Here is a 24,349-nt window from a genome sequence, read left to right as displayed (position 1 = left end):
ACACGATGGCAACTGCGCTGCGCGACTGGCTGGAGAAGCCGAACCCCGGACGCGGCGTCCACCTGGCGGCCGACGACGGCGGGTGGGACTACCGCGACTACGGCGAGCTGGCCTCTGCCGCACGGCGGACCGCCGCGGCGCTCATCGAGGACGGGGTGCGGCCCGGCGACGTCGTGTGCGTGATCCTTCCGACGGACTACACGTGCATCGAGACGTACTTCGGGGTGTGGGCGGCGGGGGCGACCGTGTGCCTCATCACGCCGCCGCTGTTCCAGGACGGCGAGGAGTACGTGGCGCATGTCGCCGCGATCCTGCGGCAGGCGCGGCCTGTGCTGACGATCGCTTCGGCCGATCTCGCGGGGCGGGCGGGTGAGGCGATGCGGGCGGCGGAGCTGCCCGGGGAGCCGTGGCTGCCTCGGCAGGCGGGGTACGAGGCGCGGGTGCAGACGGCTGGGGAGCTGGCGCTGTTGCAGTTCACGTCCGGGTCGAGCGGGGCGCCGCGGGGCGTCATGGTGACGTGGGCGAATCTGGAGGCCAACGCTGAGCTGATCGCGCGCACGGCGGGGTTCAGCGAGGATGACGTGGTGGCCTCGTGGTTGCCGCTTTATCACGATATGGGGCTGATCGGGTGTTTTCTTACGCCGATCGCTCTCCAGGGTGAGCTGCGGTTGATGCGGCCCGATCATTTCGTACGGGATCCCGCGCGGTGGATCCGGTGTTTCGGGGAGGCGGCGCATACGGCCGCGCCGCCGTTCGCCTACGCGTACTGCGCGCGGCGGGTGAAGCCCGAGCAGCTTGAGGGCGTGGACCTGTCCGGCTGGCGTACGGCGATCATCGGCGCGGAGCCCATCGACCCGCACGCGCTGGAGAGTTTCGCGCGGCTCGTGGAGCCGTTCGGGTTCCGGCGCGAGGCGTTCAAGCCCGCGTACGGGATGGCGGAGACCACATTGCTGGTGACCATGGACCATCCGTGGCGGGTGCCGCTCGCCGTACGGCCGGACGGGGAGTCGCTGGCGTTCGGGGAGCCGGTGCGGATCGCCGAGGAGCATGTGCTCGGGCCCGAGTCGCTCGGTGCGAAGGCCGGGTGGGTCGTCGGGTGCGGGACGCCTGAGGGTGATGTTCCCGTCTCGATCGTGAGCGATGACGGCACGCCGTTGGGGGAGGGGCTGCTCGGGGAGATCGTGGTGGGGGGCGCTTCCGCTTGTCCCGGGTACTACGCGGGGGCTGAGGCCAAGTCCACGCGGTTTGTGGGCGGTGCCGTGCATACGGGGGACGCGGGGTTCTTCCACGAGGGGCGGCTCTTCGTGCTGGGGCGGATGGGCGACAGCATCAAGGTGCGGGGCCGTTCGGTGTACGTCGAGGACCTCGAAGCGCGGATCGCGGAGCAGACCGGGCTCGGCAAGGGGCGGATCGTGGTGGTCGGCGTGCCGGGCGCGGGCACCAAGGGGCTGGTGCTGTTCGCCGAGACGGTGGACGACGCGTGGGCGCCCGATGTCCGCGAGTCGCTGCGGCGGCGGCTGGGCGAGGACGTCGAGCTCACCGTTGTCGTCGGCACCGGGCTGATCCATCGGACGTCCAGCGGCAAGCCGCGCCGGCGGTACATGCACGAGCTGCTGCGGGCCGGGGAGCTGGAGGGCGCACGAATCGTTCCGTGACGTACTCCCGGCGGCGTACGCCGGGAGCCGCCCTCGCTATGACGACGGCGGCGGGACCTTCTCCAGACGATGGGGCGCGTTCGTCGCCGTCGGAGGGATTCTCACGTGTACGTCGCTTCGTCCAATGCCCGCAGGCTCGCGGCGGCGGGCCTCGCGCTCGCGGCCGTCGCCATCCCGGTCCAGATCGCTGGGGGCATGAACTATCCGGTGGTGCCGCCGGGGCTGATCCTGTTCACGGTGGGTGCTCTGATCGCGCTGTTCGTCCGGCCGCGGTGGGCGATGGCCGTGCCGACGCTGATCGCGGCGGCGCTCTCGGTGGGCGCCGTCGCGACGCCCAATCTGCGGGACGCGCTCGGGGATCCTGGAGAGTTCCTCGCGTTCGCCGGGTCACTGGTGCAGAGCGTCGGGCTGGTCGCGGGGCTGGCGGGGTGCCTCGCCTCGCTGCGGTCCGATTGCTAAAGGCGTTGATAACGGACACCATGTCGTTGACGCTCTGAGAGGTCGACGATGCCCCCTGTTGTCACAGTGCTCCGCCGCCTGGGCTCCACCGCCCAGAACGCCCTGGAGGTCGCGCGCTTCGGCGGGCTCGACACCGACGAGGACGCCTCGCCGTACGCGGTGGCGGCCGAGCAGCGCGTCTACCGGCTCCGGCACTATTTTCCGGACGACCCGGACGACCGGCCGGCGATGCTGCTCGTCCCGCCCCTCATGATCACCGCCGAGGTGTACGACATCTCCTCGCGGGTCAGCGCCGTCGGGGTGCTGCGCGACCTCGGGGTGGACCCGTGGGTGGTCGACTTCGGCGCGCCCGAGCGGGAGCCCGGCGGGCTGGAGCGCACCATCACCGACCATGTCCTCGCGGTCAGCGACGCCGTGGACCGGATCAGGGCGGCGACCGGACGCGACGTCCACCTCGCGGGCTACTCGCAGGGCGGCATGTTCGTCTACCAGGCCGCCGCGTACCGGCGCAGCGAGGGCGTCGCGTCGGTCGTGACGTTCGGCAGCCCCGCCGACACCAGCGTCGGGCTCCCGTTCGGGCTGCCGAGCTGGGTGGCGTCGGAGGGGGCGGGGCGCATCCCGGACGCGCTGCTGCGCAGCGTCGCGGTGCCCGGCTGGGTGACCAGGACCGGGTTCCAGCTCCTCAGCCCGGTCAAGTCGGTGCGCAGCCGCGTCGAGTTCATCCTCCAGCTCCACGACCGCGAACGGCTCGCGCCGCGCGAGCGCCAGCGCCGGTTCCTCGAACGCGAGGGCTGGGTGTCGTGGCCCGGTCCCGCGCTCGCCGAGTTCGTCCGGCAGTTCATCCAGCACAACCGGATGCTGACCGGCGGCTTCGTCATCGGCGACCGGCTCGTCACGCTCGCCGACATCGCCTGCCCGGTGCTGACGTTCGTCGGCGAGGTGGACGAGATCGCGCCGCCGCCGATGGTGCGCGGCATCCGCCGCGCCGCGTCCCGCGCCGAGGTGTACGAGGCGTCGCTGCGGGCCGGGCACTTCGGCCTGGTCGTCGGCAGCCTCGCGATCGCGCAGACCTGGCCCGCCGTCGCGGCCTGGGCCCGCTGGCGCGACCACGCCGACGCGAACGGCGCGGAGGCGGCGGGCCTGCCCGAGATCGTGCGGCCGGTCGGACGCGGCGAGGAGGCGGCCGAGGCGCCCGCGCTGCCCGGCGGCGTCGCCGGGTACGGGCTCCAGCTCGCCATGGGCATCGGGTCCAGCGCGGTCCGTTCGGCCGCGGCGACCGCCGCGCGCGCCGTCCGGGGGACGCGGCAGCTCTCGCACGAGGCCACGCGCAACCTCCCGCGACTCGCCCGCCTGGAGCGCATCCACTCCAGCACCCGGATGTCGCTCGGACTGCTGCTGGACGAGCAGGCGGCCGGCTCGCCCGACGGGGTGTTCTTCCTCTACCAGGGGCGCGCCCACACGCACGAGGCGGCGAAGGGCCGCATCGACGCGATCGTCCGCGGGCTCGTCCACATCGGCGTGCGGCAGGGCGACGCGGTCGGCGTGCTCATGGGCACCCGCCCGACCGCCCTCGCGCTCGTCGCCGCGCTCAGCCGGCTCGGCGCCGTCGCCGTGCTGCTGCGGCCCGACGGCGACCCCGCCCGCGAGGCGGAGCTCGGCCGGATCGCGCGCGTCATCGCCGACCCCGAGCACGCCGCCGTCGCCGCCCGGCTGGACGTCCCCGGCCACGTCCTCGGCGGCGGCGCCGACCGCGACCCCGGCGCTCCGCTGCCCGACATGGAACGGATCGACCCCGGCGAGGTCGAGCTGCCCGGCTGGTACCGGCCCAACCCGGGGCGGGCGGGCGACGTGGCGTTCGTGCTGTTCACCGGCGACGGCGACCGGGTCCGCGCGGCCCGCGTCACCAACCGGCGGTGGGCGCTGTCGGCGTTCGGCACCGCCTCGTCCGCCACGCTGTCCCCGGCCGACACCGTCTACAGCATCACCCCGATCCAGCACCCGTCCGCGCTGCTGATGAGCCTCGGCGGCGCGGTCGCCGGCGGCGCCAGGCTCGCGCTCGCCGGCGCGTACGACCCCGAGACGTTCTGGGACGAGGCGCGCCGCTACGGCGTCACCGTCGCCTCGTACACCTGGACGCTGCTGCGCGACCTCGTCGACGCCCCGCCGCACCCGGGCGAACGGCACCACGCGGTGCGGCTGTTCATCGGGTCGGGCATGCCGCGCGGGCTGTGGCGGCGCGTGGAGGAGCGCTTCGCGCCCGCGCGCGTCCTGGAGTTCTACGCCGCGACGGAGGGCGAGGCGGTCCTGGTCAACCTGACCGGCAAGAAGCCCGGCTCGCTCGGCCGCCCGCTGCCGGGCAGCACGCGCGTCCGGCTCGCCCGGTACGACCTGGAGCGCGGGCGGCTCGCCGAGGGCCCGGACGGGTTCGCGGTCGAGTGCGAGCCCGGCGAGATCGGGATGCTGCTGGCCCGGCTGCGTCCCGCCGCGGTCGCGTCCGCCGCCCGCCCCGTCCGCGGCGCCTTCGCGCCCGACGACGCCTGGACGATCACCGGCGACCTGTTCCGGCGCGACGCCGACGGCGACTTCTGGCTGGTCGGCCGCGAGACCGAGCTGATCCGCACGGCCGAGGGGATCGTCCCGCCCGGCCCGATCCGCGACGCGCTCGGCGACCTGCCGTACATCGACTCGGTCGCCGTCTACGGCGTCCCGGCGGGGGACGGCGCCGACCTGGCCGCCGCGGCGGTGACGCTGCGGCCCGGCGCGGCGGGGACGGACGGCGCCGGCGTGGTGAAGCCCGTCGACCTGTCCGAGGCGCTCCTGCGCGTCGAGCCGGAGCTGCGTCCGGCGATCGTCCGGGTGGTGGACGACATCCCGGTCACCGCGGGCCGCCGGCTCCTGACCGCGCCGCTGCGCGACGAGGGCGTCCCGCCGTCCGAGCACTCCCGCACGTTCTACCGCGACCGGTCGGGCGCGTACCGGCCGCTGACGGAGGCGGCCCGCAAGCGCCTCCGCAAGGCGCGTCCGGCGAGCCGGGCGCGCTGAGCGCGTGCGGTCTCGGCGTGCCGCCGGCACGAGGCCGCCCATGCCGGCGGCACGCCGAGAGCCTGCGGGGGCGGGGTCAGCGCCGTACGTGCACCGGCGTGCGGTTCCTGACCAGGCGCGGGACGATGTCGGCGGTGTGCATCGGGATCCGGACGCACCCGTGCGACACCGGCCGCAAAGGGACCTTGACCGAGCCGTGCATCGCGTAGCCGTTGTGGAAGTACAGCGGCCGGTACATGTAGCCGAGCGGCGAGTGCCGCCAGCCCCTCACCCGCCGCGTCACCCGGAAGTCGCCCCTCGGCGTGCGCGCGATGCCGCACCGGCCGCGGTGGCAGTAGCGGCGGCCCGACCCGGTCGAGATGTGCGTGATCAGCGCGACCCGTCCCTTGCGGTACACGACGAGGACCTGCCGCCTGAGGTCGATCTCGACCCGGTTCCGCGCCCGGTGCCGGACGAGCCGCCGCGGCGCGCGCGGGTGCTTGAGCGCGGCGCGCTCGCGCTTGCCGACGATCCCGGTCGGGCGCATCCGGTTGACCTTCTGGAACGCCCACACGGCGGCCCGCGTCGTCTCGCCGTACGAGCCGTTCGCCGGTCCCGGGTCGTAGCGCAGCGTCCGCAGCCGCTTCTGGAGCGCGCGCACCGCGGGCCCGCGGTCCCCGGGCCTGATCGCCCGCACTCCCGCCGCGCCGCCGCGCACGGCGGTCACGGCGTGCGCGGTCGCCGTGCCGTGGGCGGACGGGGGCGGGGGCGCGGTGAGGGGCGGGGCGGCGGTGGCGAGGAGGCCGGTGGCCGCGAGCGCGAAGCCGACGATCATGAACGGAGGCTAGAACGCGGCGGCCGGGAAAGCGCGCGCCCCGGTCCGCACCGCGCGATCTTTGCCGTGCCGTGGCCGTACCGGGAGTCCGAACTCACCTCCGCGTTCCCTGGACTTTCCGATGTCGCCTGCGTTACAACAAAGCTACACATTCCGCACTTTTGTTGCACGCCCGGGAGCGCCCCCGCGTTCCGCCCCGGGCACCGGAGGGGTCCCATGGCCACGAGCATCCTCGCGCCGCCGCCGGAGGGCAGCGGCCTCAAACCGGTCCGCGGCGAACCGGGCATCCCGCTCATCGGCAACACCTTCCAGGTGATGCGGCAGCCGTTCAAGGTCGCCCGGCAGCGGTACGAGCAGTTCGGGCCGGTCACGTGGGGATGGCTGCTCGGGCAGCGCACCGTCACCGTGCAGGGCCCCGAGGCGGCCGAGGCGGTGCTGGTCAACCGCGACAAGGCGTTCGCGAACGGCCCCGCCTGGAGCTACTTCATCGGGCCGTTCTTCTACCGCGGCATCATGCTGCTGGACTTCGAGGAGCACCTGCACCACCGGCGCATCATGCAGCAGGCGTTCAACAAGCCGCGGCTGCGCGCGTACATGGAGGCGATGGCGCCCGGCATCGAACGCGGCCTGGACGCGTGGGAGCCCGGCCTCGGCTTCACCGTGTACGACCACGTCAAGCAGCTCACCCTGGACCTCGCCGCCGACGTGTTCATGGGCGTCGAGCTCGACCGCGCCGAGGCCGACCGGATCAACGGCGCGTTCATCGACGCCGTGCGGGCCGGGACGGCGTACGTCCGGTTCCCGGTGCCGGGGCTGCGCTGGCACAAGGGCATGAAGGCCCGCAGGGTGCTGGAGGCGTTCTTCGCCGCGCACCTGCCGGCCAAGCGCCGCGACGGCGGCGACGACCTGTTCGCCGCGCTGTGCCAGGCCGAGACCGACGACGGCCACCGGTTCACCGACGAGGACGTCGTCAACCACATGATCTTCGCGCTGATGGCGGCGCACGACACGACGACGATCACGCTCACCACGATGGCGTACTACCTCGCCAAGTACCCCGAGTGGCAGGAGCGGCTGCGCGACGAGTCGTTCGCGCTGGTGGACGAGCACGGGCGGACGGGCCTGGAGTTCGACGACCTCGACGAGCTGACCGGCATCGACATGGTGATGAAGGAGGCGCTGCGGCTCGTCGCGCCCGTGCCCGCGCTGCCGCGCAAGGTCGTCAAGGACACCGAGCTGCTCGGCTTCCACATCCCCGCCGGGACGACCGTCGTCGTCCCGCCGCTGACCAACCACCACATGCCCGAGTGGTGGCCCGAGCCCGAGCGGTTCGACCCCGAGCGGTTCGCCCCCGAACGCCGCGAGGACAAGGCGCACAAGTACGCGTGGGCGCCGTTCGGCGGCGGCGCGCACAAGTGCATCGGCCTGCACTTCGCGGGGATGCAGGTCAAGAGCGTGCTGCACCAGGTGCTCCAGCGCTACCGCTGGAGCGTGCCCGCGCGGTACCAATGGCCTCTGGACACCACGTCCCTGCCCTCTCCCAAGGACGGCCTGCCCGTCCGCCTCGACCGTTTGGAGAAGAGCCGATGAGCAAGGTCATCGCGATCACCGGGGGCGCCCGCGGGATCGGCTACGCGACGGCGCGCGCGCTGAAGGCCAAGGGCGGCACGGTCGTCGTCGGCGACATCGACGAGGCCGCCGCCAAGGAGGCGGGCGAGCGGCTCGGCGTCGCCGCGCTCACCGTGGACGTCACCTCGCGCGAGTCGTTCGCGGCGTTCCTCGACCGGGCGGAGGAGAGCGCGGGCCGCCTGGACGTCCTGGTCAACAACGCGGGGATCATGCCGATCGGCCCCGTCACCGGGGAGAGCGACGCCGACGCGCGCCGCTGCCTCGACATCAACGTGCACGGCGTCATGCTCGGCACCAAGCTCGCCCTCGACCGGATGCTGCCGCGCGGCCGCGGCCACGTGATCAACATCGCCTCGCTCGCGGGCGTCCTGCCGACCCCCGGCCTCGCGCTCTACAACGCGAGCAAGGCCGCCGTCGTCGCGTTCACCGAGGCGGCGCGGCTGGAGGTCCAGGACCGGGGCGTGCACGTCAGCGCCGTGCTGCCGTCGTTCACCAACACCGAGCTGATCGCCGGGACGCGCAGCCCGAAGGGCATGAGGAACTGCGAGCCCGAGGACATCGCGGACGCCGTCGTCGCGCTGATCGGACGGCCCCGGCCGCAGGCCGTCGTGCCGAAGGCGCTCGCCGCGCAGACCCGCCTGGGCGCGCTGTTCCCGGACCGCCTGAAGCAGGCGATCGGCCGCCGCTACGGGCTCGACACGATCTTCCTCGACTACGACGAGCAGGCCAGGAAGTCCTATGACGCCAGGATCCGCACGTCCGGCTGACGCGCGGCGTGCCGGGGCCGGGGCGGCGGCTCCGGCCCCGGCGCGCTCCGGGTCAGCGTGCGCGCGGACGGCCCTCGCGGCGGAACGCGCGGCGCGCGTGCGGGAGGTAGCGGACGGCCTCCGGCAGCAGCGGCCACACCGGGCCGAGCCGCCGGACGGCCGCGGCGAACCGCCGGTAGCGGCGCTCGTCGGCGGCGCTCCACGGAAGGTCGAGCAGCTCCCGCGTCCGCGGCGGCATCCCGCCGACGGTGAGGAAGCGGGCGACGGCGTTCAGCGGCGGGCTCACCGCGCGCCAGACCGGCGCGGGCACCCGGGGCGGCGCCGGCAGGCCCTTGGTCACGTAGCCGACGCCGTAGCGCGCCGTCTTGTGCGGCACGACGACCTCTTCGAGCATCCGCTTCCAGTACGCCTGGAACGCCTCCCAGTCCTCCGGCATCGCCCGGTCGCTGACCCCGTACATGCGGAACCAGGTCTTGGACTCCTCGTAGAGGCGCCGCTTGTCCGCCTCGCTCAGCGGCCGGATGAACGTCTCGACGGCGTAGAGCATGTTGTCGAGGAACGTCGCGTGCGCCCAGTAGTACGTCTCGGGATCGAGCGCGTGGTAGCGCGAGCCGTCCGGCATCGTCCCCTTGATCTCGCGGTGGAAGTCGCGGACCCGCCGCCCGGTCCCGGGGGAGCGCGCGCCCCCGTACACCGTGTCCAGGATCGGGCCCGCCGAGCGCCGGAGGCGGGCGAACGTCTCGGAGAAGAAGACCGAGTGGTCCAGGACGCCCTGGCCGAGGGCGGGCAGCATGTTCTGGAGCACGGCGGCGCGCGGGCCGACCAGCAGCGTCCGGGTGTCGCCGAAGTAGCGCCAGGTCAGGGAGGACGGCCCGAGCGGGGCGGGCTCGTCGTCGCGGGTCTGGTCCGTCATGGGCACCGCCGGGGGGATCACTGTGAAGGACAGAACTACAAGTATTGTAGCTCTGTATTGACGCGGGGCGCGGAGCGGGCCCGCCGCGCGGTTAGGGTGCGGCTATGACCATGGACACGACCCCGCTGGCCGGGCTGCTCGCGGCCGTTCCGGACACCGACGGCCTCGACACGCGGATCCTGGACGCCGCGCTCGCGGAGTTCGAGACCTACGGGCTGCGGCGGGTCAGCGTGGAGGACGTCGCCAAGCGCGCCGGGGTCGCCCGCACCACGATCTACCGGCGGTTCACCAACAAGGAGCAGCTCCTCCAGGCGGTGATCCTGCGGGAGGTGCGGCGGTTCCTCACCGCGATCGCCGAGGCCACCGAGCGGCTCGGCTCGGCCGAGGAGGCGGTGGTGGAGGGGTTCGTGGTCGGCCTCCAGGCCGCCCGCGACCAGGCCCTGCTGACCCGCGTCCTGCACAGCGAGCCCGAGTCGTTCCTCCCGCAGCTCAGCATGAACGGCGGCGCGGTCATGCTCGCCGCGCGCGACATCCTCGCCGACCGGCTCCGGCGGGCCCGGCCCGGCGACCGCCAGGACTTCGACACGGTCGCCGAGGTGCTGCTGCGCGTCGCGGTGTCGCTGCTGCTCGTCCCGGACGGCGGCCTGCGGCTCGACGGTGAGGACGAGATCCGCGCGTTCGCCCGGGAGCACCTCACCCGCCTGCTGCGCCCGTCCCCCTGAACGCGGCGGTACGCGCCCGCCCCCCGATCGCGCGTCCGCCGCGCCGGGCCGGGGTGATTCCGGCGCCGGAGGGCGGTCGCGTACGCTGGTCGAATCTCGTTCTAGAACCGGAGGGCGCGGGCATGGAGCCGATCGTTGCGACGGCGTACGGCAGGGTCCGGGGGAGGGCCCTGGACGGCGGGGTGACCGCCTACCTCGGCATCCCCTACGCGGCGGCCCCGTTCGGGCCGGACCGGTTCCGCGAGCCGCGCCCGCCCGAGCCGTGGGACGGCGTCCGCGACGCCGTCCGGTTCGGGCCGACCGCGCCGAAGCCCGGCTACCCGCGCCCGTACGACCGGCTGCTGCCCGACCCGTCGATCGGCGGCGAGGACTGCCTCAACCTCAACGTGTGGACGCCCGGCGGCGAGGGCCTGCCGGTGATGGTGTGGATCCACGGCGGCGCGTTCCGCAACGGCTCGGGCGCCGTCGGCGTCTACGACGGCGCCAACTTCGCCCGCGACGGCGTGGTCTGCGTGACGATCAACTACCGGCTCGGCGTGGAGGGCTTCGCGCACCTGCCCGGCGCCCCGGCGAACCGCGGGCTGCGCGACCAGATCGCCGCGCTCGCCTGGGTCCGCGACAACATCGCGGCGTTCGGCGGCGACCCGGCGCGGGTGACGGTGTTCGGCGAGTCGGCCGGCGCGATGAGCGTCACGACGCTGCTCTCCCTCGACCTCGGCCTGTTCCACCGGGCGATCGCGCAGAGCGGCGCGGGCAACATCGCGCAGACCCCGGACGACGCGCTGCTCGTCACGGAGGAGATGGCGCGGCGGCTCGGCGTCGAGCCGACCGCCGAGGGTTTCGCGGCGCTCGACCCGGCCGCGGTCATCCCCGTCCAGGCGGCCGTCGCCGCGGAGGTCGCCGCGCTGCCCGACCCGGGCCGCTGGGGCGCGACGACGGCGTCCGGCGGCATGTCGCTGCAACCGGTCCTGGACGGCGACCTGCTCCGCCGCAGGCCCGAGGACGCCATCGCGGACGGCGCCGGACGCGGCGTGGACCTGCTGATCGGCTACACGGCCGAGGAGTTCCGGCTGTTCCTGATGCCGAGCGGGCTCGCCGCCGTCCTCACCCACGACCTGGTCGCGGCCGTCGCCGACGGGATGGGCGTGCCGCCCGCCGTCGCCGCCGGGTACCGCGACCGGCACCCGGAACTGGAGGCCGGCGAGCTGCTGGCCGTCCTGATCACCGACGGGCTGTTCCGCGTCCCCGCCAACCGCGTCGCGGACGGGCACCGCGGCAACCGCTGGATGTACGAGTTCGGCTGGCGCTCGCCCGTGCACGGTCTCGGCGCCTGCCACGCCCTCGAACTCGGCTTCGTCTTCGACAACCTCAGCGCCGGGACCGAGGAGATGGCCGGGCCCGACGCGCCGCAGGCCCTCGCCGACGCCATGCACGGCGCGTGGGTGCGGTTCGCGGCCGAGGGCGACCCCGGCTGGACGCCGTTCGACCCGGACGCCCGCGGCGTCAAGGTCTTCGACGGCGCGGAGAACCCCGTGGTGAACGACCCGCGCGGCGACGACCGCAAGCTCTGGACCGCCGGCTGACGCCCCGGCCTCGGACGGGTCAGTCCTTGAGGCGGTCGACGACGTGCTCGGCGATCGCGAGGGACGAGGTGGCGGCCGGGGACGGGGCGTTGCGGACCGTGACGACCGGGCCGAGCCGGCCGATCCGGAAGTCGTCCACCAGGGAGCCGTCCGGGTCGACGGCCTGGGCGCGCACCCCGGCGGGCGCCGGGACCACGTCGGCGTCGCGCAGCGCCGGGACGAACGCGCGGGCCTCCGCGACGAACGCCCGCCTGACCGCCGAGCCGTACAGCTCCCTGGCCCCCGTGCGCCAGTGCCGCCGCGCCAGGCGCCGGAACCCCGGCCAGCGCAGCGTCTCCCACAGGTCGGCGGCGCGGACGTCGCGCCGCCGGTAGCCCTCGCGGGCGAGCGCCAGCACCGCGTTGGGGCCGATGTCGACGCCGCCGTCCACGCGGCGGGTGAAGTGCACGCCGAGAAAGGGGTAGCGCGGGTCGGGCACCGGGTAGATGAGCCCGCGCACCAGGTCCGTACGGCCGGGGACCAGCCGCAGGTACTCGCCGCGGAACGGCACGATCGCGGGGGCCGCGGAGCCGCCCGCCAGCCGCGCGACCCGGTCGGACTGGAGCCCCGCGCAGACCACCAGCCGGTCGAAGACCAGCTCCTCGCGCGGCGAGCGGACCGCGACCCGCTCGCCGGCCGGGCCCGCGCGCCGCATCCGGACGACCTCGAACCCGAGCCTGACCTCCCCGCCCGCCGCGCGCACGTCGTCGGCGTACGCGGCGGCCACGGCGGGGAAGTCGACGATCGCGGTGGTGGGGGAGTGCAGGGCGGCGGCCCCGGCCGCGTGCGGCTCGATCTCGCGCAGCTCCCCGGCGGACAGCCGCCGCAGCCCGGGGACGCCGTTGGCGGCGGCGCGCTCTTCGATGCCGTCGAGCGCGGCCAGCTCGCGCCCGTCGCGCGCCACCACGACCTTGCCGCACTCCTCGTACGGCAGGCCGCGGTCCGCGCAGTAGTCCTTCAGCAGCCCGACGCCGCGCCGGCACAGCGTCGCCTTCAGCGAGCCCGGCGCGTAGTAGAGGCCCGCGTGCGCGACGCCGCTGTTGTGCCCGGTCTGGTGCGCGGCGATCCGGTCCTCCTTGTCGAGGACCGTCACGCTCGCGCCCGGGTACGCCTCGGCCAGCCGGCGGGCGACGGCGAGGCCGAGGATCCCGGCGCCGACGACGCCCATCCGCAACTCGGTCACGCCCGCACCCTACCGAGGCGGGGGACGGGCCCGCGCCCCGTCCGCCCGGCGGACCGGAAGGACCGGACGGGCGGAAGGGGCGGGCGGTCAGGCGGGGGCGCGGGTCGGCTCAGCTCCCGATCCTCTTGCGTCCCTGCGCGCGGACGCGTTTGCGCTGCGACGGGTCGAGCATCATGTACCCGACCACGGGGGCCCCGAGCACGGCCAGGACGATCAGTGCGCTGAGCCACCACGGGAACCACACCAGGGTCACGACGCCGACGACGACTCCGCCGATGACGAGTTTTGTCTTGGCCGACATCTGCCTCTACCTCCGAAAACGGCCGCCCACTGGGACAACGGCCGCCCCGCGACCGTTGTTCCACGATATGTCGCGAGTACGGGCGATGCCAGTCGCGCGGGCCCCGGCGCCGGGCCGGGGCCCGGCCGGTCACGGCTTGCGGCCGACCCCGCAGAACTCGTCGATCTCCTCGGGAGCGCCGATGTCGCTGGGCTCGGGCCGCCAGAACGGGCACGACACGATGCCGGGCTCGACCAGCTCCAGGCCCTCGAAGAACTCGCCCAGCTCGTCCGGCGTCCGCAGCACGTAGGGCGGCTTGGCCGACTCGTTCCAGATCCGGATGGCCTCGTTGGTCTCCGGGCTCCTGATCACGTTGGTCGCGTCGTACAGGGCGAGGTGGCTGCCGCTCGGCAGGGCCTCGACCAGCCGCCGGACGATCGACTTGGCCTCGTCGAACTCCGTCATGTGCCCGAGGATGCCCATGAGCATCAGCGCGATCGGCCGGTCGAAGTCGAGCGTCTCGGCCGCGCCCGCCAGCACCGCCTCGGGGTCGCGCAGGTCGGCGTCCAGGAACGCGGTGCGGCCCTGCGGCGAGCTGGTCAGCAGGGCGCGCGCGTGGACGAGCACGAGCGGGTCGTTGTCCACGTACACGATCTTGGAGTCGGGCGCCGCGCGCTGCGCGACCTCGTGGGTGTTGTCGGCGGTGGGCAGCCCGGTGCCGATGTCGAGGAACTGCCGCACCCCCGCCTCGGCCGCGAGGTAGCGGACGGCGCGGGTGAGGAACTGCCGCGTCGCCTGCGCCATCAGCGCCATGTCGGGGATCATCTTGAGGATGTCGTCGCCGACCTCGCGGTCCACGGGGTAGTTGTCCTTGCCGCCCAGCCAGTAGTTCCAGATGCGGGCGGTCTGCGGAACGGTGTCGTCGACCGAGGGCGGCCGACCGGATGCGTCCGTCATGAGGTTCCCTCTCAGATAGCCGGAATCGGAAGCGCGGGGTTCTGGTGGCGGGTTCGGTTGGCGGGTTCCCGGGCGGCGGGCCTCGGGCGGCGCGCCCGGAGGCGGGCGGCGCCGGAGCAGGGGGCGGGAGTCAGATGCGCAGGGAGAGCTGGCCGCCGCCGAGCGTGCGCAGCACCTCGGCGTGCAGGCGGCCGTTGGTGCACACCACGCTGCCGCCGTCCGGGCCCGGCACGCCCGACAGGTCGGTGAACATCCCTCCGGCCTCCTCGACGATCACCTGGAGCGGCGCCAGGTCCCACAGCGACACCTCCGGCTCGGCGGACACGTCCACCGCGCCCTCGGCGACCATCATGTGCGACCAGAAGTCGCCGAACGCCCGGGTGCGCCACACCGCGCGCGTCAGGTCGAGGAACCGGTCGAGCCGGTCCTGCTCCTCCCACCCGCTCAGGCTGGAGAACGACAGCGAGGCGTCCGACAGCTCGGTCACCGAGGACACCTGCATCCGGCTGGCGCGGGCGAGGCTGCGGCCCGTCCACGCGCCGCCGCCGCGCGCCGCCCACCAGCGGCGGTTCAGCGCGGGCGCCGACACCACCCCGACGACGATCTCGTCCTGCTCCATCAGCGCGATCAGCGTCGCCCACACCGGGACGCCGCGGACGAAGTTCTTGGTGGCGTCGATCGGGTCGATGATCCAGCAGCGCTGCCCGTAGCCGGTGCGGCCGTACTCCTCGCCGAGCACCGCGTCGCGGGGGCGCGCCCGCTTCAGCGTGCCGCGGATCTGCTCCTCCACGCTGCGGTCGGCGTCGCTGACCGGCGTCAGGTCCGGCTTGGTCTCGATGTCCAGGTCGAGCGCGCGGAAGCGCTTGGTCGTGATGTCGTCGGCCCCGTCCGCGAGCACGTGCGCGAGACGCAGGTCATCGGAATAGCCCGCCACGGCGTGCCACGCTACCGTGATCACGCCGCGCGCCGACACACTTGCCGCCGTCCGGGCCGGGGGCCGCGCCGAACGGTCGCGGCGCCCGCACCGCGCGGCTTTCCCGGACGACTTCGGCCGGTGGGCGCGTGCGCGCCGCCGCCGGGCCGCGCGGGTGGGAGCATGGGCGCATGGCCCACGACCTTCCCGGCTGGGTGGCCGAGCTGACCGATCCCCGCCGCGCAGCCACGCTCGACGAGCTCGCCGACCGGCTCGTCCCCCTGGCCGAGCACGCCATCGACGTCTCGCGGCGCCTCCAGGCGCTGCTCAACGAGCTGAACGACCCGTTCAAGCGGGAGGCGCTGTACGGGCGGGTGGAGCGGCTCAAGGCCCGCGCCGCCGAGGCCCTGGAGGAGATCACCGCGGAGATCACCGCGTCCGGGGAGGAGCGGCTCCAGCGGGTCTGGTCCGACTGGGCCGAGCGGGCCGGACCGGACGACGGCGCCGACCGCGCCGACCGCGAGCGCGAGCTGCGCCGCAAGCTCGACGCCGCCGTCGTCCCCGCGCTCGACCGCCAGCAGCGCGACGTCGCCGAACGGGTCGCCGCGCGCACCTCGGCGGCGATGGAGGACGCAACCCGGACGCTGCTGACCCGGGTCGAGGAGCTGGCCAAGGCGGTGACCGACCTGATCCACGATGTGCTGCCGCTCGCCCGCGAGGGGCTGACGCTCGCGAGCCGGATCTCCACGCTGTCCAGCCACGCCCGGCAGGCGGGCCGCGGGCCGATCCCCGAGGCGCTGAAGGAGGCGAGCGACGAGACGTCCCGGGCGTTCGACGAGGCGGTCGCGCGGCTGGAGCTGGAGTGGTCGGCGCTCGGGGCGCGTTCGGCGAGCGTGCGCGCCGCGCTGCGCGGCGCGGAGGAGAGCGCGTTCAGCCACGTCACCGAGGAGATGACCCGGTGCGTGGAGGAGCTGGCGCCCGAGCACGTCAAGGCGCTGAACGAGGCGGAGGCCAAGGCCCGCACGTTCCTCGACGAGCCCACCAAGGGCTGACCGCGCCCCGTCCCCTAGATCGCCTGGGGGAAGCGGAACAGGCGTCCCGGGTCGTACGCGGCCTTGACCTTGGCGAGCCGGTCGGCGTTCGCGCCGTAGTACGCGCGTCGCCACCCCGGCAGGCCGGGGTCGATGTAGTTGACGTACGCCGCGCCGCCCCAGTACGGCTCCATCGCGCCGTGCGCGCCGCGCAGCCACGCCCCGTCCGGTGCGAGGTACTGCACGCAGAACAGCCCGGCGCGGTGCGCGAACGCGGTGTCGCCCGGCCCGACGCGGCCGATCGCGCCGCCCATCGCGTCCATCAGCACCGAGCGGTCGCCGACCGCGTTGCCCTGCGCGAACCGGCGCAGCAGCGCGTCGATCCCGTCGTCCGGCAGCGGCTTGAACGCGATGTGCGACGCGCCCGCGTAGTCGGTGCGGGGGAACCGGCCCTCGGGGCTCTGCCCGGGGAGCGTCCCGCGCGCGTGGCACTGCCCGGTCGTCTGCCCCGCGCACCCCGCGAGCAGCCGCATGGCGTCCAGGTACGGCCGGGTCCGCACGTCGCTGCTACTCGGGTCGCTCCCGGCCGCCGCGGTGAGCCGGTCGAGGTGGCCGCGCGCTCCCGCGAGCGCGACTCCGGCGATCTCGATGCTCGGCGTCCCGGCGTCCGGCTCGGTGTTGAGCTGGAGGCTCGTCCACAGCTCGTCCGGCGCGGACGGGGCCCAGCGCTGCCAGCCGCGGATCACGTCGGCGGCGCGCGACCAGGGCCAGCGCAGGAAGAACGGCGTGACGTCGTCCACCCGGTGCGTGCGGAACGCGAACTCGACCGCCACGCCGAAGTTGCCGCCGCCCCCGCCGCGCGAGGCCCAGTACAGGTCGGCGTCGCGGTGCGCGTCGCAGTCCAGGATCCGCCCGTCCGCCGTGACGATCCGCACGGACTCCAGGACGTCGCAGGTCAGCCCGTACGCCCGGCCCGTCACGCCGAGGCCGCCGCCGAGCGCCAGCCCGGCCACGCCGACCGTCGGGCACGTCCCGCCGGGCACGCCGAGCCCGGCGCCCGCGAGCCGGTCGTACAGGTCGATGAGGCGGGTGCCCGCGCCGACGGCCGCGCGGTCGCCGTCGGGACGGACCCGGTCCAGCGGCGACACGTCCACGACCAGGCCCGTGCCGGTGGACCAGCCCGCGTAGGAGTGCCCGCCGCTGCGGGCCGCGACCGGCAGCCTGCGCCGGGCCGCGAACGCCAGGCACTCGGCGACGTCCTCCGGCGTCCCGCAGTAGGCGATCCCGGCGGGACGGACCCGGTCGAAGCGGGGGATGTAGAGCCGGCGGGCCTCGGCGTACGCGGCGTCGCCCGGCCGGATCAGCCTGCCCTCCAGCCCGCGCGCGAGGGCGTCCCAGTCGGCGGGCCCGGTCGGGGCGGTGGCCCGCGGGCGCCGGGACGACGGCCGCGCCGAGGGTCCGGACCCGCCGCCGGGCGAGCACCCGGCCGCCGCCCCGGCCGCCGCCGCCCCGGCCGCGACCGAGCCGAGCGCCGCCGCCTTGAGCAGCGCGCGCCGCCGCGCGCCGTCCCCGGTCACGGCGCGCGGAAGGTGTCGAGGAACGTGGTGAAGTACGGCCTGCTCGCCTCCCAGTTCCCCTGCTGCGCGATCATGACGATGTCGTAGAGGCCGCCGTTGAACGAGAACAGCCGCGTCCAGACCCGCCCCGGCTTGCCGTTCTTGGTGAACGTGAACTCCATCTCGGCGGCCTGCCCGCCGAGGAACGGCACATTCTCCTGATAGCGGACCTGCTTGTAGTCCGGGTAGTCCTTGTCGTTCTTGAACTGGGCGGCGGCGTCGTCGAGCCACTTCGCCTCGTTGCCGGTGACGTCGGCGACGCGCTGGACGGAGATGCCGCGGGTGGCCGCACCGTCCGGGTCGCGGAACGTCACGTCCCGGCTCTCGGGCTCGGCCTTCCAGCCCTCGGGGACGGCCGCGACCCACGCGGGCCCGTTGTAGAGCCGGTACCCGGCCGGGACGGACCCCCGGGACCCCGAGCCGCGGGCCGGGCCGGACCGCGGGCCCGAGCCGGACGCGCCCGCGCTGGGACGGCCGGACGGCGGGTCGCCCGCGCCGTCCCCGCCGCCGTTCACGAAGATCACGACCGCGACCACGCCGGCGACCAGCACCGCCGCGAAGACCGCCGCCGGGACGATCACCGCCCAGCGGGCCGGCGCGGCCGGGCGCCTCCCGTCCCCGGCGGCGTCCCCGTCCCCGTGCGTGGTGGTCGCCGGCGCGGGCGGCGCCGTGAGGTTGGCCGGGCCCGGCGCGAGGTCGCCGTGCGGCGGGGCCCACGCCGGAACGTGCCGCGCGGGGCCCTGCGCGATCTCCCGCAGCAGCCGTCCCGCCTCGTCGGGGTGCATCCGCTGGGCCGGGTCCTTGCGGAGCAGCCCGTCCAGGACGGGACGCAGCGGCCCGGACAGCCGCTGCGGGTCGGGCTCGTCGGAGAGCACGGCGGCCATCACGCCCCACACGTCCGGCCGCACGTACGGCGGATGCCCCTCGACGGCGGCGTACAGCGTCGCGCCGAGCGACCACAGGTCCGAGGACGGCGACGCCTTCTGCCGCCGGGCCTGCTCGGGCGCCAGGTAGGCGGGGGAGCCGACGATCGCGCCCGCCTGCGTCAGCGTCTCGTCGCCCGCCACGGTCGCGATGCCGAAGTCGGTGAGCACCGCCCGGTCGCGGGTGAGCAGCACGTTGCCGGGCTTGACGTCGCGGTGCACGACCCCCGCCTCGTGCGCGGCGCGCAGCGCGTCCAGCAGGTCGGCGCCGATCGCGGCGACGCGGGCGGGCGGCAGCGGCCCCTCCGCGCGCACCACCCGGTCCAGCGCGGGCGCCGGGACGAGCCGCATCACGATCCAGGGGCGGCCGTCCTCCTCGACGACGTCGTGGACGGTGACGATGCCGGGATGGTCGAGCCGGGCCGCCGAGCGCGCCTCCCGGAACGTGCGCGCGTAGACCCGTTCGACCTGGGCCCCGTCCAGGCCCTGCGGGAGCGAGACCTCCTTGATCGCCACCTCGCGGTCCAGCGTGCGGTCCCGGGCCCGCCACACCGCGCCCATCCCGCCCCGGCCGAGCAGCTCGACCAGCTCGTAGCGCGCTGCGATCACTTGGGGCATGGGAGGACGATACCGACGTTCGGGGCGCGCCACCCGGCGCGCGCGGACACCGGCGGCCCGCCCCCGCCCGGGCCCGCCCCCGCTACTCGGGCCCGCCCCGCTACTCGGGCTCGCCCTCGCGGCTCGCGAGCAGGCGGCGCAGCGAGTCGAGCCGGGCCCGGCTCGCGCGCCCCTCCTCGACCCACGCGTCGAGCCCGCAGTCGGGCTGGAGGTGGTCGCACAGCGGCGGGCAGCGCTCGGCCGCGCCCTCCGCCAGGTCCTCGAACGCGTTGATCACGTTCTCCGGCTTGACGTGCGCGAGCCCGAAGCTCCGCACGCCCGGCGTGTCGATGATCCAGCCCCCCGCGTCCGGCAGCTCCAGCGCGAGCGCGGACGAGGAGGTGTGGCGGCCCCGGCCGGTGACGGCGTTGACGTGGCTGACGGCCCGTTCGGCGTCCGGGACCAGGGCGTTGACGAGCGTGGACTTGCCGACGCCCGAGTGCCCGACGAACACGCTCGTGCGGCCCGCCAGGTGCGCGCGCAGGTCCGCCAGGCCGCCGCCGCGCTCGGTCACCGCGTACGGGACGCCGAGCGGCGCGTACGCGGCGACCAGCTCGGCCGGGTCGGCGAGGTCGGCCTTGGTGAGCACGAGCAGCGGGTCCATCCCGGCGTCGTACCCGGCGACGAGCTGCCGGTCGATCATCCGCGGGCGCGGCTCCGGGTCGGCGAGCGCGGTCACGATCGCGAGCTGGTCGGCGTTGGCGACGATGATCCGCTCGAACGGGTCGGTGTCGTCGGCCGTGCGGCGCAGCGCGGACGAGCGCGGCTCGACCCGGACGATGCGGGCGAGCGTGTCGGGCCGCCCCGAGACGTCCCCGACGAGCGCGACGCGGTCGCCGACGACCACGCCCTTGCGGCCGAGCTCGCGGGCCCGCATCGCGGTCACCGCGCGGTCGCCGACCAGGCAGCGGTAGCGGCCCCGGTCCACGGCGGTCACGAACCCGGCGACCGCGTCCTCGTGCGCGGGGCGGCGGCGGGTGCGCGGCCTGGACCCCCGGCGGCCGGGCCGGACCCGGACGTCGTCCTCGTCGTAGTCGCTCGTACGGCGGGCCACTCAGGCGGTCCTCAGCATCGGGCGGTCCTCGGCATCCGGGCGGTCCTCGGCATCAGGCGGCCCCCAGCATGGCCGTCCACAGGTCGGTGAAGCCGGGCATGGTCTTGCCCACGGTCGCCGGGTTCTCCACCAGGACGCCGGGGACGGCGAGGCCGAGCGCCGCCGCCGCCATCACCATCCGGTGGTCGTCGTAGGTGCGGAACACGCCGCCGCGCAGCGGGCGCGGCCGGATCTCCAGCCCGTCCGGCAGCTCCCGCACGTCGCCGCCGAGCCCGTTCAGCTCGGTCACCAGGGCGGCGAGGCGGTCGGTCTCGTGGCCGCGCAGGTGCGCGATGCCGGTCAGCCGGGACGGCCCCTCGGCGAGGGCCGCGAGCGCGGCGAGCACCGGCGTCAGCTCGCCCACCTCGTGCAGGTCGGCGTCGATCCCGCGGAACGCGCCCGTGCCCCGCACGGTCAGCCCGTCCGCGCCGAGCGTGACCTCGGCGCCCATCGCGGCGAGCAGGCCGCGCAGCGCGTCGCCCGGCTGGGCCGTGTCGCCCGGCCAGCCCGGCACCGTGACGCGCCCGCCGGTGACCAGCGCCGCCCCGAGGAACTGCGCCGCGTTCGACAGGTCGGGCTCGATGACCCGCTCGCCGCCGCGCAGCGCGCCCGGCCCGACGCGCCACACGTCCTCGCCGGCCTCGACCTCCGCGCCCGCCTCGCGCAGCATCCGCACGGTCATCTCCAGGTGCGGGGCGGACGGCACGGGCGGCCCCTCGTGCCGTACCTCCAGGCCCTTGGCGAACCGCGGGGCCGACAGCAGCAGGCCCGACACGAGCTGGGACGACCCGGACGCGTCGATCGTCACCGCGCCGCCGTCCACCGCGCCCCGGCCGCGGACGGTGAACGGCAGCGCGGCCCGCCCGCCGTCGTCGATCTCGACCCCGAGCGTCCGCAGCGCCGTGATGATCGGGCCCATCGGCCGTTCCCTGGCGCGCGGGTCCCCGTCGATCGCCACCGCGCCCGTCGCGAGCGCCGCGACCGGCGGCAGGAACCGCATCACCGTCCCCGCGAGCCCCACGTCGATCCGCGCGGGCCCGGCGAGCGCGCCGTCCGCCGGCGGCGTCACGTGCCAGTCGGCGCCCTCGTCGCGGACACCGGCGCCGAGGGCGCGCAGCGCGCCGGCCATCAGCTCGGTGTCGCGGCTGCGCAGCGGCCGTACGACGCGGACCGGCTCCCCGGCGAGCGCGGCCAGGATCAGCGCGCGGTTGGTCATCGACTTGGACCCGGGCAGGGCCACCGTGGCGTCGACCGGCGCGTGCGCGACCGGGGCGGGCCAATGCGGAACGGACATGGCCCAAGGTTATCGGGCGCGCCCGGGAAGCCCCACAGGCAAGAACGCGACAAGCCTCGGGAAACCATCGGCCCGACCGCGGGCGGCCCGCGCGGGCCCGGTCTACGTTCGTGCCCGCCGTGCCCCGCCGTGCCGGCCGCCGTCCGACCCCGGGGGGAACGGGTGCACCTCTACGACCTGTGGTTCGCCGCCATCGCGGCGCTCATCGCGGGCTACCTCCTGCTGGAGGGGTTCGAGCTCGGCGTCGGCGTCCTCCTGCGCGCCCTGGCCCGCGACGACGCCGAACGGCGCGTGCTGACCGCGATCGTCGCGCCGGTGTGGGACGGCAACGAGGTCTGGCTGATCGCGGCGGGCGGGGCGATGTACGCCGCGTTCCCCGCGTGGTGCGCCTCGCTGTCCAGCGCCCTGCGCCCGCTGCTCCTGGCGATCGTGCTCGCGCTGGTCGCGCGCGGCGTCGCGCTCGCCTGCCGGGACGTGCGGCCCGGCCCGTCCTGGCGGCGCGGCTGGGACGTGGTGACCTTCTTCGGTTCGCTGGTTCCCGCGTTCCTGTGGGGCGTCGCGTCCGCCAACGTCGTGCGGGGCCTCGCCCTGGACGACCGGCACCTGCACACCGGGACGCCCCGGGACCTGCTGAACGTCTACGCGCTGATCGGCGGCGCGGCCGCGCTGCTGCTGTTCATCTTCCACGGCGCGGCGTTCACGACGCTGAGGACGTCCGGCGAGCTGAGGGAGCGGGCCCGGCGGCTCTCCCGGCAGGTTGGGGGCGGGGCGCTCGCCGCGACCGCGGTGTTCCTGCTCTGGACGCAGGCCGGGTACGGCTCGGCCGCCTCCGCCGTGACCGGCGCCCTCGCCGTCCTCGCGCTCGCGGGGTCGCTCGCGCTGGGCCGCGCCGCGACCGCCCGCGACGGCCGGGCGTTCGCGCTGTCCGCCGCCGCGGTCGTCCTCGGCACGGTCACGCTGTTCGCGGCGCTGTACCCGGACGCGCTGCCCTCGACGACCGACCCGGCCCACGGCCTCACCGCCGCGAACGCCTCCGCCGCCCCGGACGCCCTCCGCACCACGACCGTGGTCGCGGCGTTCGTCCTGCCGCTCCTGCTGATCCACCAGGGCCGGACGTACCGGATCTTCCGCAGGCGCGTCGGCACCCGCCGCGTCCCGGCCTGACGAACGGCTCCCCGCTCACAGGGACCCCGGCGACTCACGGGGACCCCGGCGAACTCACAGGGACTCCGGCGAACTCACACGGGGATCGTCAGCAGCGTCCCGCCGCCACCGCCGTCGATCCGGACCTCGAACCGGGCGATCTCCGGCCTGCGGATCCCCGTGCCGCCGTGCGTGACCAGCGGCTGCGGCGCGCCGGGCACGCCGTACCCCTTGGCGGGCACCTGCCAGCCGGTCACCACGCTGCGCTCGCCGTCGCGCGACACGGCCTCCAGATGGCACCGCAGCGGCCCCTTCACGTTGCGCAGCTCCAGCCCGACGTGCGTGCCCCAGCCCTTGCTCTCCAGGCCGACGGCGCCCGAAGCGCCCGTCTTCGCGTCCTTGGCCTCGTACCGTTCGCCCCAGACGACCAGGGACTGCGCGGGCCCCTGCGCCGAACCCTGCGGCGGGCCGCCGTGCGCGCTGTGCCCGCCGTCCGGCACGGACGCCGTGCCGTCGTTCCCGATCGAGGTCCCGACCGTCACGCCCGTGGCGAAGAGGGCGGCCGCCGCCGCGGCGCCGATGACGTACGTCCCGCGGCGAAACCGGCGCTCGGCCGTACGGCGCCTCCGCAGCAGGTCGATCACCTGCGCGGGCGGCTCGTCCCCGCCGCCGGCCGGTTCCGCGGCGCGCGGAGGCGCGGCTTCCGCGCCGCCCGTGGCTTCCCGCTCGTCCGCCACCAGTTCCTCGGCCCCCGCGTCGGTGTATTGGGCGACGCCGGAAAGCGCCTCGGCCAGTCCCGTCATTTCATTGAGCTCGGCCGCGCACTCATCGCAATCGCGGAGATGCTCCTCGAAAGCCCTGTGGTCGTCCTCCTCCAGCAGCCCCAAGGCGTAGGCGCCGACATCGGTGTGCTCGACCCGGGAAGTCATGCCGTCACCCCTCGTTCCTCCAAAGCGGCGCGCAGCGCCCGCAGCGCGTAGTAGACGCGTGACTTGACCGTCCCGACGGGAACCGCGAGGACGTCCGCAGCCTGGTTGACGGTGCGGTCGCGGAGGACCGTTTCCGTGAGCACCCGCCGGTGCGCCGGGGACAGCGCGCTCAACGCGTCGGCCACGACCACCTTGTGCAGCAGGCCGTCCAGCCCGTCCGCCGTCGGCACGTTCTCCAAGGGTCCGTCGCCGACCTCGGGCGGGCGGACGTCGCGGTACCGCCTCCGGTCGATCACGATGCGGCGCGCCGCGGTCGCCAGCCAGGGCATCAGCGACGCGCTGCGGGCGTCGAGCCGGTCCCGGCTCCGCCACGCGCGGATCATGGTCTCCTGGACCACGTCCTCGGCCCACTGCCGGTCGCCGCCGGTCAGGCGCAGCGCGAACGCGAGCAGGGGCCGCTGGTACTCGCGGTACAGCTCGGCGGCGAGCCGTTCGCCGTCGGCGGCCGGTGCCGGCCGGGGGCCGCGGATCGGGCTCCGCAGGCCCCCGGCCGGACGGCCGGTGGTTCCGGGTGCTGCCATGGCCGGGCGTCTCCGTCAGGTGAGGAGGATCCCTGGTGGAACGGGCGGTCAGCAGGCAGTACGGGGACGGCCCGGCCACGGTTCAACGGATTTGAGACTCTTTTAAGGCCGCCTTCGGGAAACCGC

The 24,349-nt window shown here is 75.2% G+C and carries 21 protein-coding genes; 9 read left to right on the top strand and 12 right to left on the bottom strand.

What is annotated here, in order from left to right; genetic code table 11:
* Nucleotides 1-5: 5 nt before the first annotated feature.
* From GEV43_RS06310 to GEV43_RS06300, 3 genes are all read left to right on the top strand, one after another.
* Nucleotides 6-1,655 carry an AMP-binding protein gene (locus GEV43_RS06310; protein WP_160819874.1) on the top strand — a complete coding sequence of 550 codons (1,650 nt, stop codon included), beginning with the start codon at nucleotides 6-8 and terminating at the stop codon, nucleotides 1,653-1,655.
* Nucleotides 1,656-1,760: 105 nt separating this feature from the next.
* Nucleotides 1,761-2,114 carry a hypothetical protein gene (locus GEV43_RS06305; RefSeq protein ID WP_160819873.1) on the top strand — a complete coding sequence of 118 codons (354 nt, stop codon included), beginning with the start codon at nucleotides 1,761-1,763 and terminating at the stop codon, nucleotides 2,112-2,114.
* 66 nt (nucleotides 2,115-2,180) lie between these two features.
* A complete protein-coding gene (locus GEV43_RS06300; RefSeq protein WP_309239480.1) occupies nucleotides 2,181-5,156 on the top strand; it encodes an AMP-binding protein in 2,976 nt (991 codons plus the stop codon).
* A gap of 76 nt (nucleotides 5,157-5,232) precedes the next feature.
* Here the strand turns inward: GEV43_RS06300 and GEV43_RS06295 are convergent, their stop codons facing one another.
* A complete protein-coding gene (locus GEV43_RS06295; RefSeq protein WP_160819871.1) occupies nucleotides 5,233-5,970 on the bottom strand; it encodes a L,D-transpeptidase family protein in 738 nt (245 codons plus the stop codon).
* 216 nt (nucleotides 5,971-6,186) lie between these two features.
* On the opposite strand from GEV43_RS06295, the gene GEV43_RS06290 reads away from it, so the two are divergent.
* Together GEV43_RS06290 and GEV43_RS06285 are read left to right on the top strand one after the other, a co-directional pair.
* The gene (locus GEV43_RS06290) at nucleotides 6,187-7,560 is read left to right on the top strand and encodes a cytochrome P450 (RefSeq protein ID WP_160819870.1); all 1,374 of its coding nucleotides are present in this window, start codon (nucleotides 6,187-6,189) and stop codon (nucleotides 7,558-7,560) included.
* Nucleotides 7,557-8,366, top strand: coding sequence for an SDR family oxidoreductase (locus GEV43_RS06285; RefSeq protein ID WP_160819869.1), 810 nt, complete (start codon nucleotides 7,557-7,559; stop codon nucleotides 8,364-8,366). Before GEV43_RS06290 ends, GEV43_RS06285 begins: the two co-directional genes overlap by 4 nt.
* A 52-nt stretch (nucleotides 8,367-8,418) precedes the next feature.
* Here the strand turns inward: GEV43_RS06285 and GEV43_RS06280 are convergent, their stop codons facing one another.
* Nucleotides 8,419-9,279, bottom strand: a complete 861-nt coding sequence (locus GEV43_RS06280; RefSeq protein ID WP_160819868.1) for an oxygenase MpaB family protein — start codon at nucleotides 9,277-9,279, stop codon at nucleotides 8,419-8,421.
* Nucleotides 9,280-9,383: 104 nt separating this feature from the next.
* Between GEV43_RS06280 and GEV43_RS06275 the strand changes: the two genes are divergently transcribed.
* Nucleotides 9,384-10,001, top strand: coding sequence for a TetR/AcrR family transcriptional regulator (locus GEV43_RS06275; protein ID WP_206681077.1), 618 nt, complete (start codon nucleotides 9,384-9,386; stop codon nucleotides 9,999-10,001).
* Nucleotides 10,002-10,123: 122 nt separating this feature from the next.
* Nucleotides 10,124-11,584 (top strand): carboxylesterase/lipase family protein, encoded by a 1,461-nt coding sequence (locus GEV43_RS06270; protein ID WP_160819867.1) that lies wholly within the window; start codon nucleotides 10,124-10,126, stop codon nucleotides 11,582-11,584.
* A gap of 19 nt (nucleotides 11,585-11,603) precedes the next feature.
* On the opposite strand, the gene lhgO is transcribed toward GEV43_RS06270, so the two are convergent.
* The 4 genes from lhgO to hisN all read right to left on the bottom strand — a co-directional run bounded on the left by lhgO (nucleotide 11,604) and on the right by hisN (nucleotide 14,977).
* Nucleotides 11,604-12,791 (bottom strand): L-2-hydroxyglutarate oxidase, encoded by a 1,188-nt coding sequence (lhgO, locus tag GEV43_RS06265; RefSeq protein ID WP_160824347.1) that lies wholly within the window; start codon nucleotides 12,789-12,791, stop codon nucleotides 11,604-11,606.
* A gap of 124 nt (nucleotides 12,792-12,915) precedes the next feature.
* A complete protein-coding gene (locus tag GEV43_RS06260; RefSeq protein ID WP_160819866.1) occupies nucleotides 12,916-13,107 on the bottom strand; it encodes a hypothetical protein in 192 nt (63 codons plus the stop codon).
* Between the two features lie 129 nt (nucleotides 13,108-13,236).
* On the bottom strand, nucleotides 13,237-14,043 hold the full coding sequence (locus GEV43_RS06255) for an SAM-dependent methyltransferase (RefSeq protein WP_160819865.1): 807 nt from the start codon (nucleotides 14,041-14,043) through the stop codon (nucleotides 13,237-13,239).
* 130 nt (nucleotides 14,044-14,173) lie between these two features.
* Nucleotides 14,174-14,977 (bottom strand): histidinol-phosphatase, encoded by an 804-nt coding sequence (gene hisN, locus GEV43_RS06250; RefSeq protein WP_160819864.1) that lies wholly within the window; start codon nucleotides 14,975-14,977, stop codon nucleotides 14,174-14,176.
* Between the two features lie 170 nt (nucleotides 14,978-15,147).
* On the opposite strand from hisN, the gene GEV43_RS06245 reads away from it, so the two are divergent.
* Nucleotides 15,148-16,008: a hypothetical protein gene (locus GEV43_RS06245; RefSeq protein ID WP_160819863.1), complete on the top strand. Its 861-nt coding sequence runs from the start codon at nucleotides 15,148-15,150 to the stop codon at nucleotides 16,006-16,008.
* A gap of 14 nt (nucleotides 16,009-16,022) precedes the next feature.
* Here the strand turns inward: GEV43_RS06245 and GEV43_RS06240 are convergent, their stop codons facing one another.
* From GEV43_RS06240 to aroA, 4 genes are all read right to left on the bottom strand, one after another.
* A complete protein-coding gene (locus tag GEV43_RS06240; protein ID WP_206681076.1) occupies nucleotides 16,023-17,564 on the bottom strand; it encodes an FAD-binding oxidoreductase in 1,542 nt (513 codons plus the stop codon).
* Nucleotides 17,561-19,177, bottom strand: a complete 1,617-nt coding sequence (locus GEV43_RS06235) for a serine/threonine-protein kinase (RefSeq protein WP_375539030.1) — start codon at nucleotides 19,175-19,177, stop codon at nucleotides 17,561-17,563. The genes GEV43_RS06240 and GEV43_RS06235 overlap by 4 nt, the downstream gene beginning before the upstream one ends.
* Before the next feature lie 67 nt (nucleotides 19,178-19,244).
* Entirely contained in the window at nucleotides 19,245-20,237 is a 993-nt protein-coding gene (gene rsgA / locus GEV43_RS06230; RefSeq protein ID WP_160819861.1) for a ribosome small subunit-dependent GTPase A, read from the bottom strand.
* A 52-nt stretch (nucleotides 20,238-20,289) separates the two neighbouring features.
* Nucleotides 20,290-21,570: a 3-phosphoshikimate 1-carboxyvinyltransferase gene (gene aroA, locus GEV43_RS06225; RefSeq protein ID WP_160819860.1), complete on the bottom strand. Its 1,281-nt coding sequence runs from the start codon at nucleotides 21,568-21,570 to the stop codon at nucleotides 20,290-20,292.
* 162 nt (nucleotides 21,571-21,732) lie between these two features.
* Here aroA and cydB point away from each other — a divergent pair, with 162 nt between their 5' ends.
* Nucleotides 21,733-22,734 (top strand): cytochrome d ubiquinol oxidase subunit II, encoded by a 1,002-nt coding sequence (cydB, locus tag GEV43_RS06220; protein WP_160819859.1) that lies wholly within the window; start codon nucleotides 21,733-21,735, stop codon nucleotides 22,732-22,734.
* A 74-nt stretch (nucleotides 22,735-22,808) separates the two neighbouring features.
* Here the strand turns inward: cydB and GEV43_RS06215 are convergent, their stop codons facing one another.
* Together GEV43_RS06215 and GEV43_RS06210 are read right to left on the bottom strand one after the other, a co-directional pair.
* Nucleotides 22,809-23,642, bottom strand: coding sequence for an anti-sigma factor (locus GEV43_RS06215; RefSeq protein WP_160819858.1), 834 nt, complete (start codon nucleotides 23,640-23,642; stop codon nucleotides 22,809-22,811).
* The gene (locus GEV43_RS06210; protein ID WP_160819857.1) at nucleotides 23,639-24,223 is read right to left on the bottom strand and encodes a sigma-70 family RNA polymerase sigma factor; all 585 of its coding nucleotides are present in this window, start codon (nucleotides 24,221-24,223) and stop codon (nucleotides 23,639-23,641) included. The genes GEV43_RS06215 and GEV43_RS06210 overlap by 4 nt, the downstream gene beginning before the upstream one ends.
* Nucleotides 24,224-24,349: the final 126 nt, after the last annotated feature.

The sequence above is a fragment of the Actinomadura sp. J1-007 genome, from assembly GCF_009793335.1.
Lineage (GTDB): Bacteria > Actinomycetota > Actinomycetes > Streptosporangiales > Streptosporangiaceae > Spirillospora > Spirillospora yumaensis.
This window is presented reverse-complemented; position numbering and strand designations above follow the sequence as displayed.

Excerpts from the sequence above, each read along its gene's own strand:
- GEV43_RS06310 (WP_160819874.1), top strand. The coding sequence starts at position 6 with ATGGCAACTGCGCTGCGCGACTGGCTGGAGAAGCCGAACCCCGGACGC.
- GEV43_RS06295 (WP_160819871.1), bottom strand. The coding sequence starts at position 5,970 with ATGATCGTCGGCTTCGCGCTCGCGGCCACCGGCCTCCTCGCCACCGCC.
- GEV43_RS06290 (WP_160819870.1), top strand. The coding sequence starts at position 6,187 with ATGGCCACGAGCATCCTCGCGCCGCCGCCGGAGGGCAGCGGCCTCAAA.
- GEV43_RS06285 (WP_160819869.1), top strand. The coding sequence starts at position 7,557 with ATGAGCAAGGTCATCGCGATCACCGGGGGCGCCCGCGGGATCGGCTAC.
- GEV43_RS06280 (WP_160819868.1), bottom strand. The coding sequence starts at position 9,279 with ATGACGGACCAGACCCGCGACGACGAGCCCGCCCCGCTCGGGCCGTCC.
- GEV43_RS06275 (WP_206681077.1), top strand. The coding sequence starts at position 9,384 with ATGACCATGGACACGACCCCGCTGGCCGGGCTGCTCGCGGCCGTTCCG.
- GEV43_RS06270 (WP_160819867.1), top strand. The coding sequence starts at position 10,124 with ATGGAGCCGATCGTTGCGACGGCGTACGGCAGGGTCCGGGGGAGGGCC.
- lhgO (WP_160824347.1), bottom strand. The coding sequence starts at position 12,791 with ATGGGCGTCGTCGGCGCCGGGATCCTCGGCCTCGCCGTCGCCCGCCGG.
- GEV43_RS06260 (WP_160819866.1), bottom strand. The coding sequence starts at position 13,107 with ATGTCGGCCAAGACAAAACTCGTCATCGGCGGAGTCGTCGTCGGCGTC.
- GEV43_RS06255 (WP_160819865.1), bottom strand. The coding sequence starts at position 14,043 with ATGACGGACGCATCCGGTCGGCCGCCCTCGGTCGACGACACCGTTCCG.
- GEV43_RS06245 (WP_160819863.1), top strand. The coding sequence starts at position 15,148 with ATGGCCCACGACCTTCCCGGCTGGGTGGCCGAGCTGACCGATCCCCGC.
- aroA (WP_160819860.1), bottom strand. The coding sequence starts at position 21,570 with ATGTCCGTTCCGCATTGGCCCGCCCCGGTCGCGCACGCGCCGGTCGAC.
- GEV43_RS06215 (WP_160819858.1), bottom strand. The coding sequence starts at position 23,642 with ATGACTTCCCGGGTCGAGCACACCGATGTCGGCGCCTACGCCTTGGGG.
- GEV43_RS06210 (WP_160819857.1), bottom strand. The coding sequence starts at position 24,223 with ATGGCAGCACCCGGAACCACCGGCCGTCCGGCCGGGGGCCTGCGGAGC.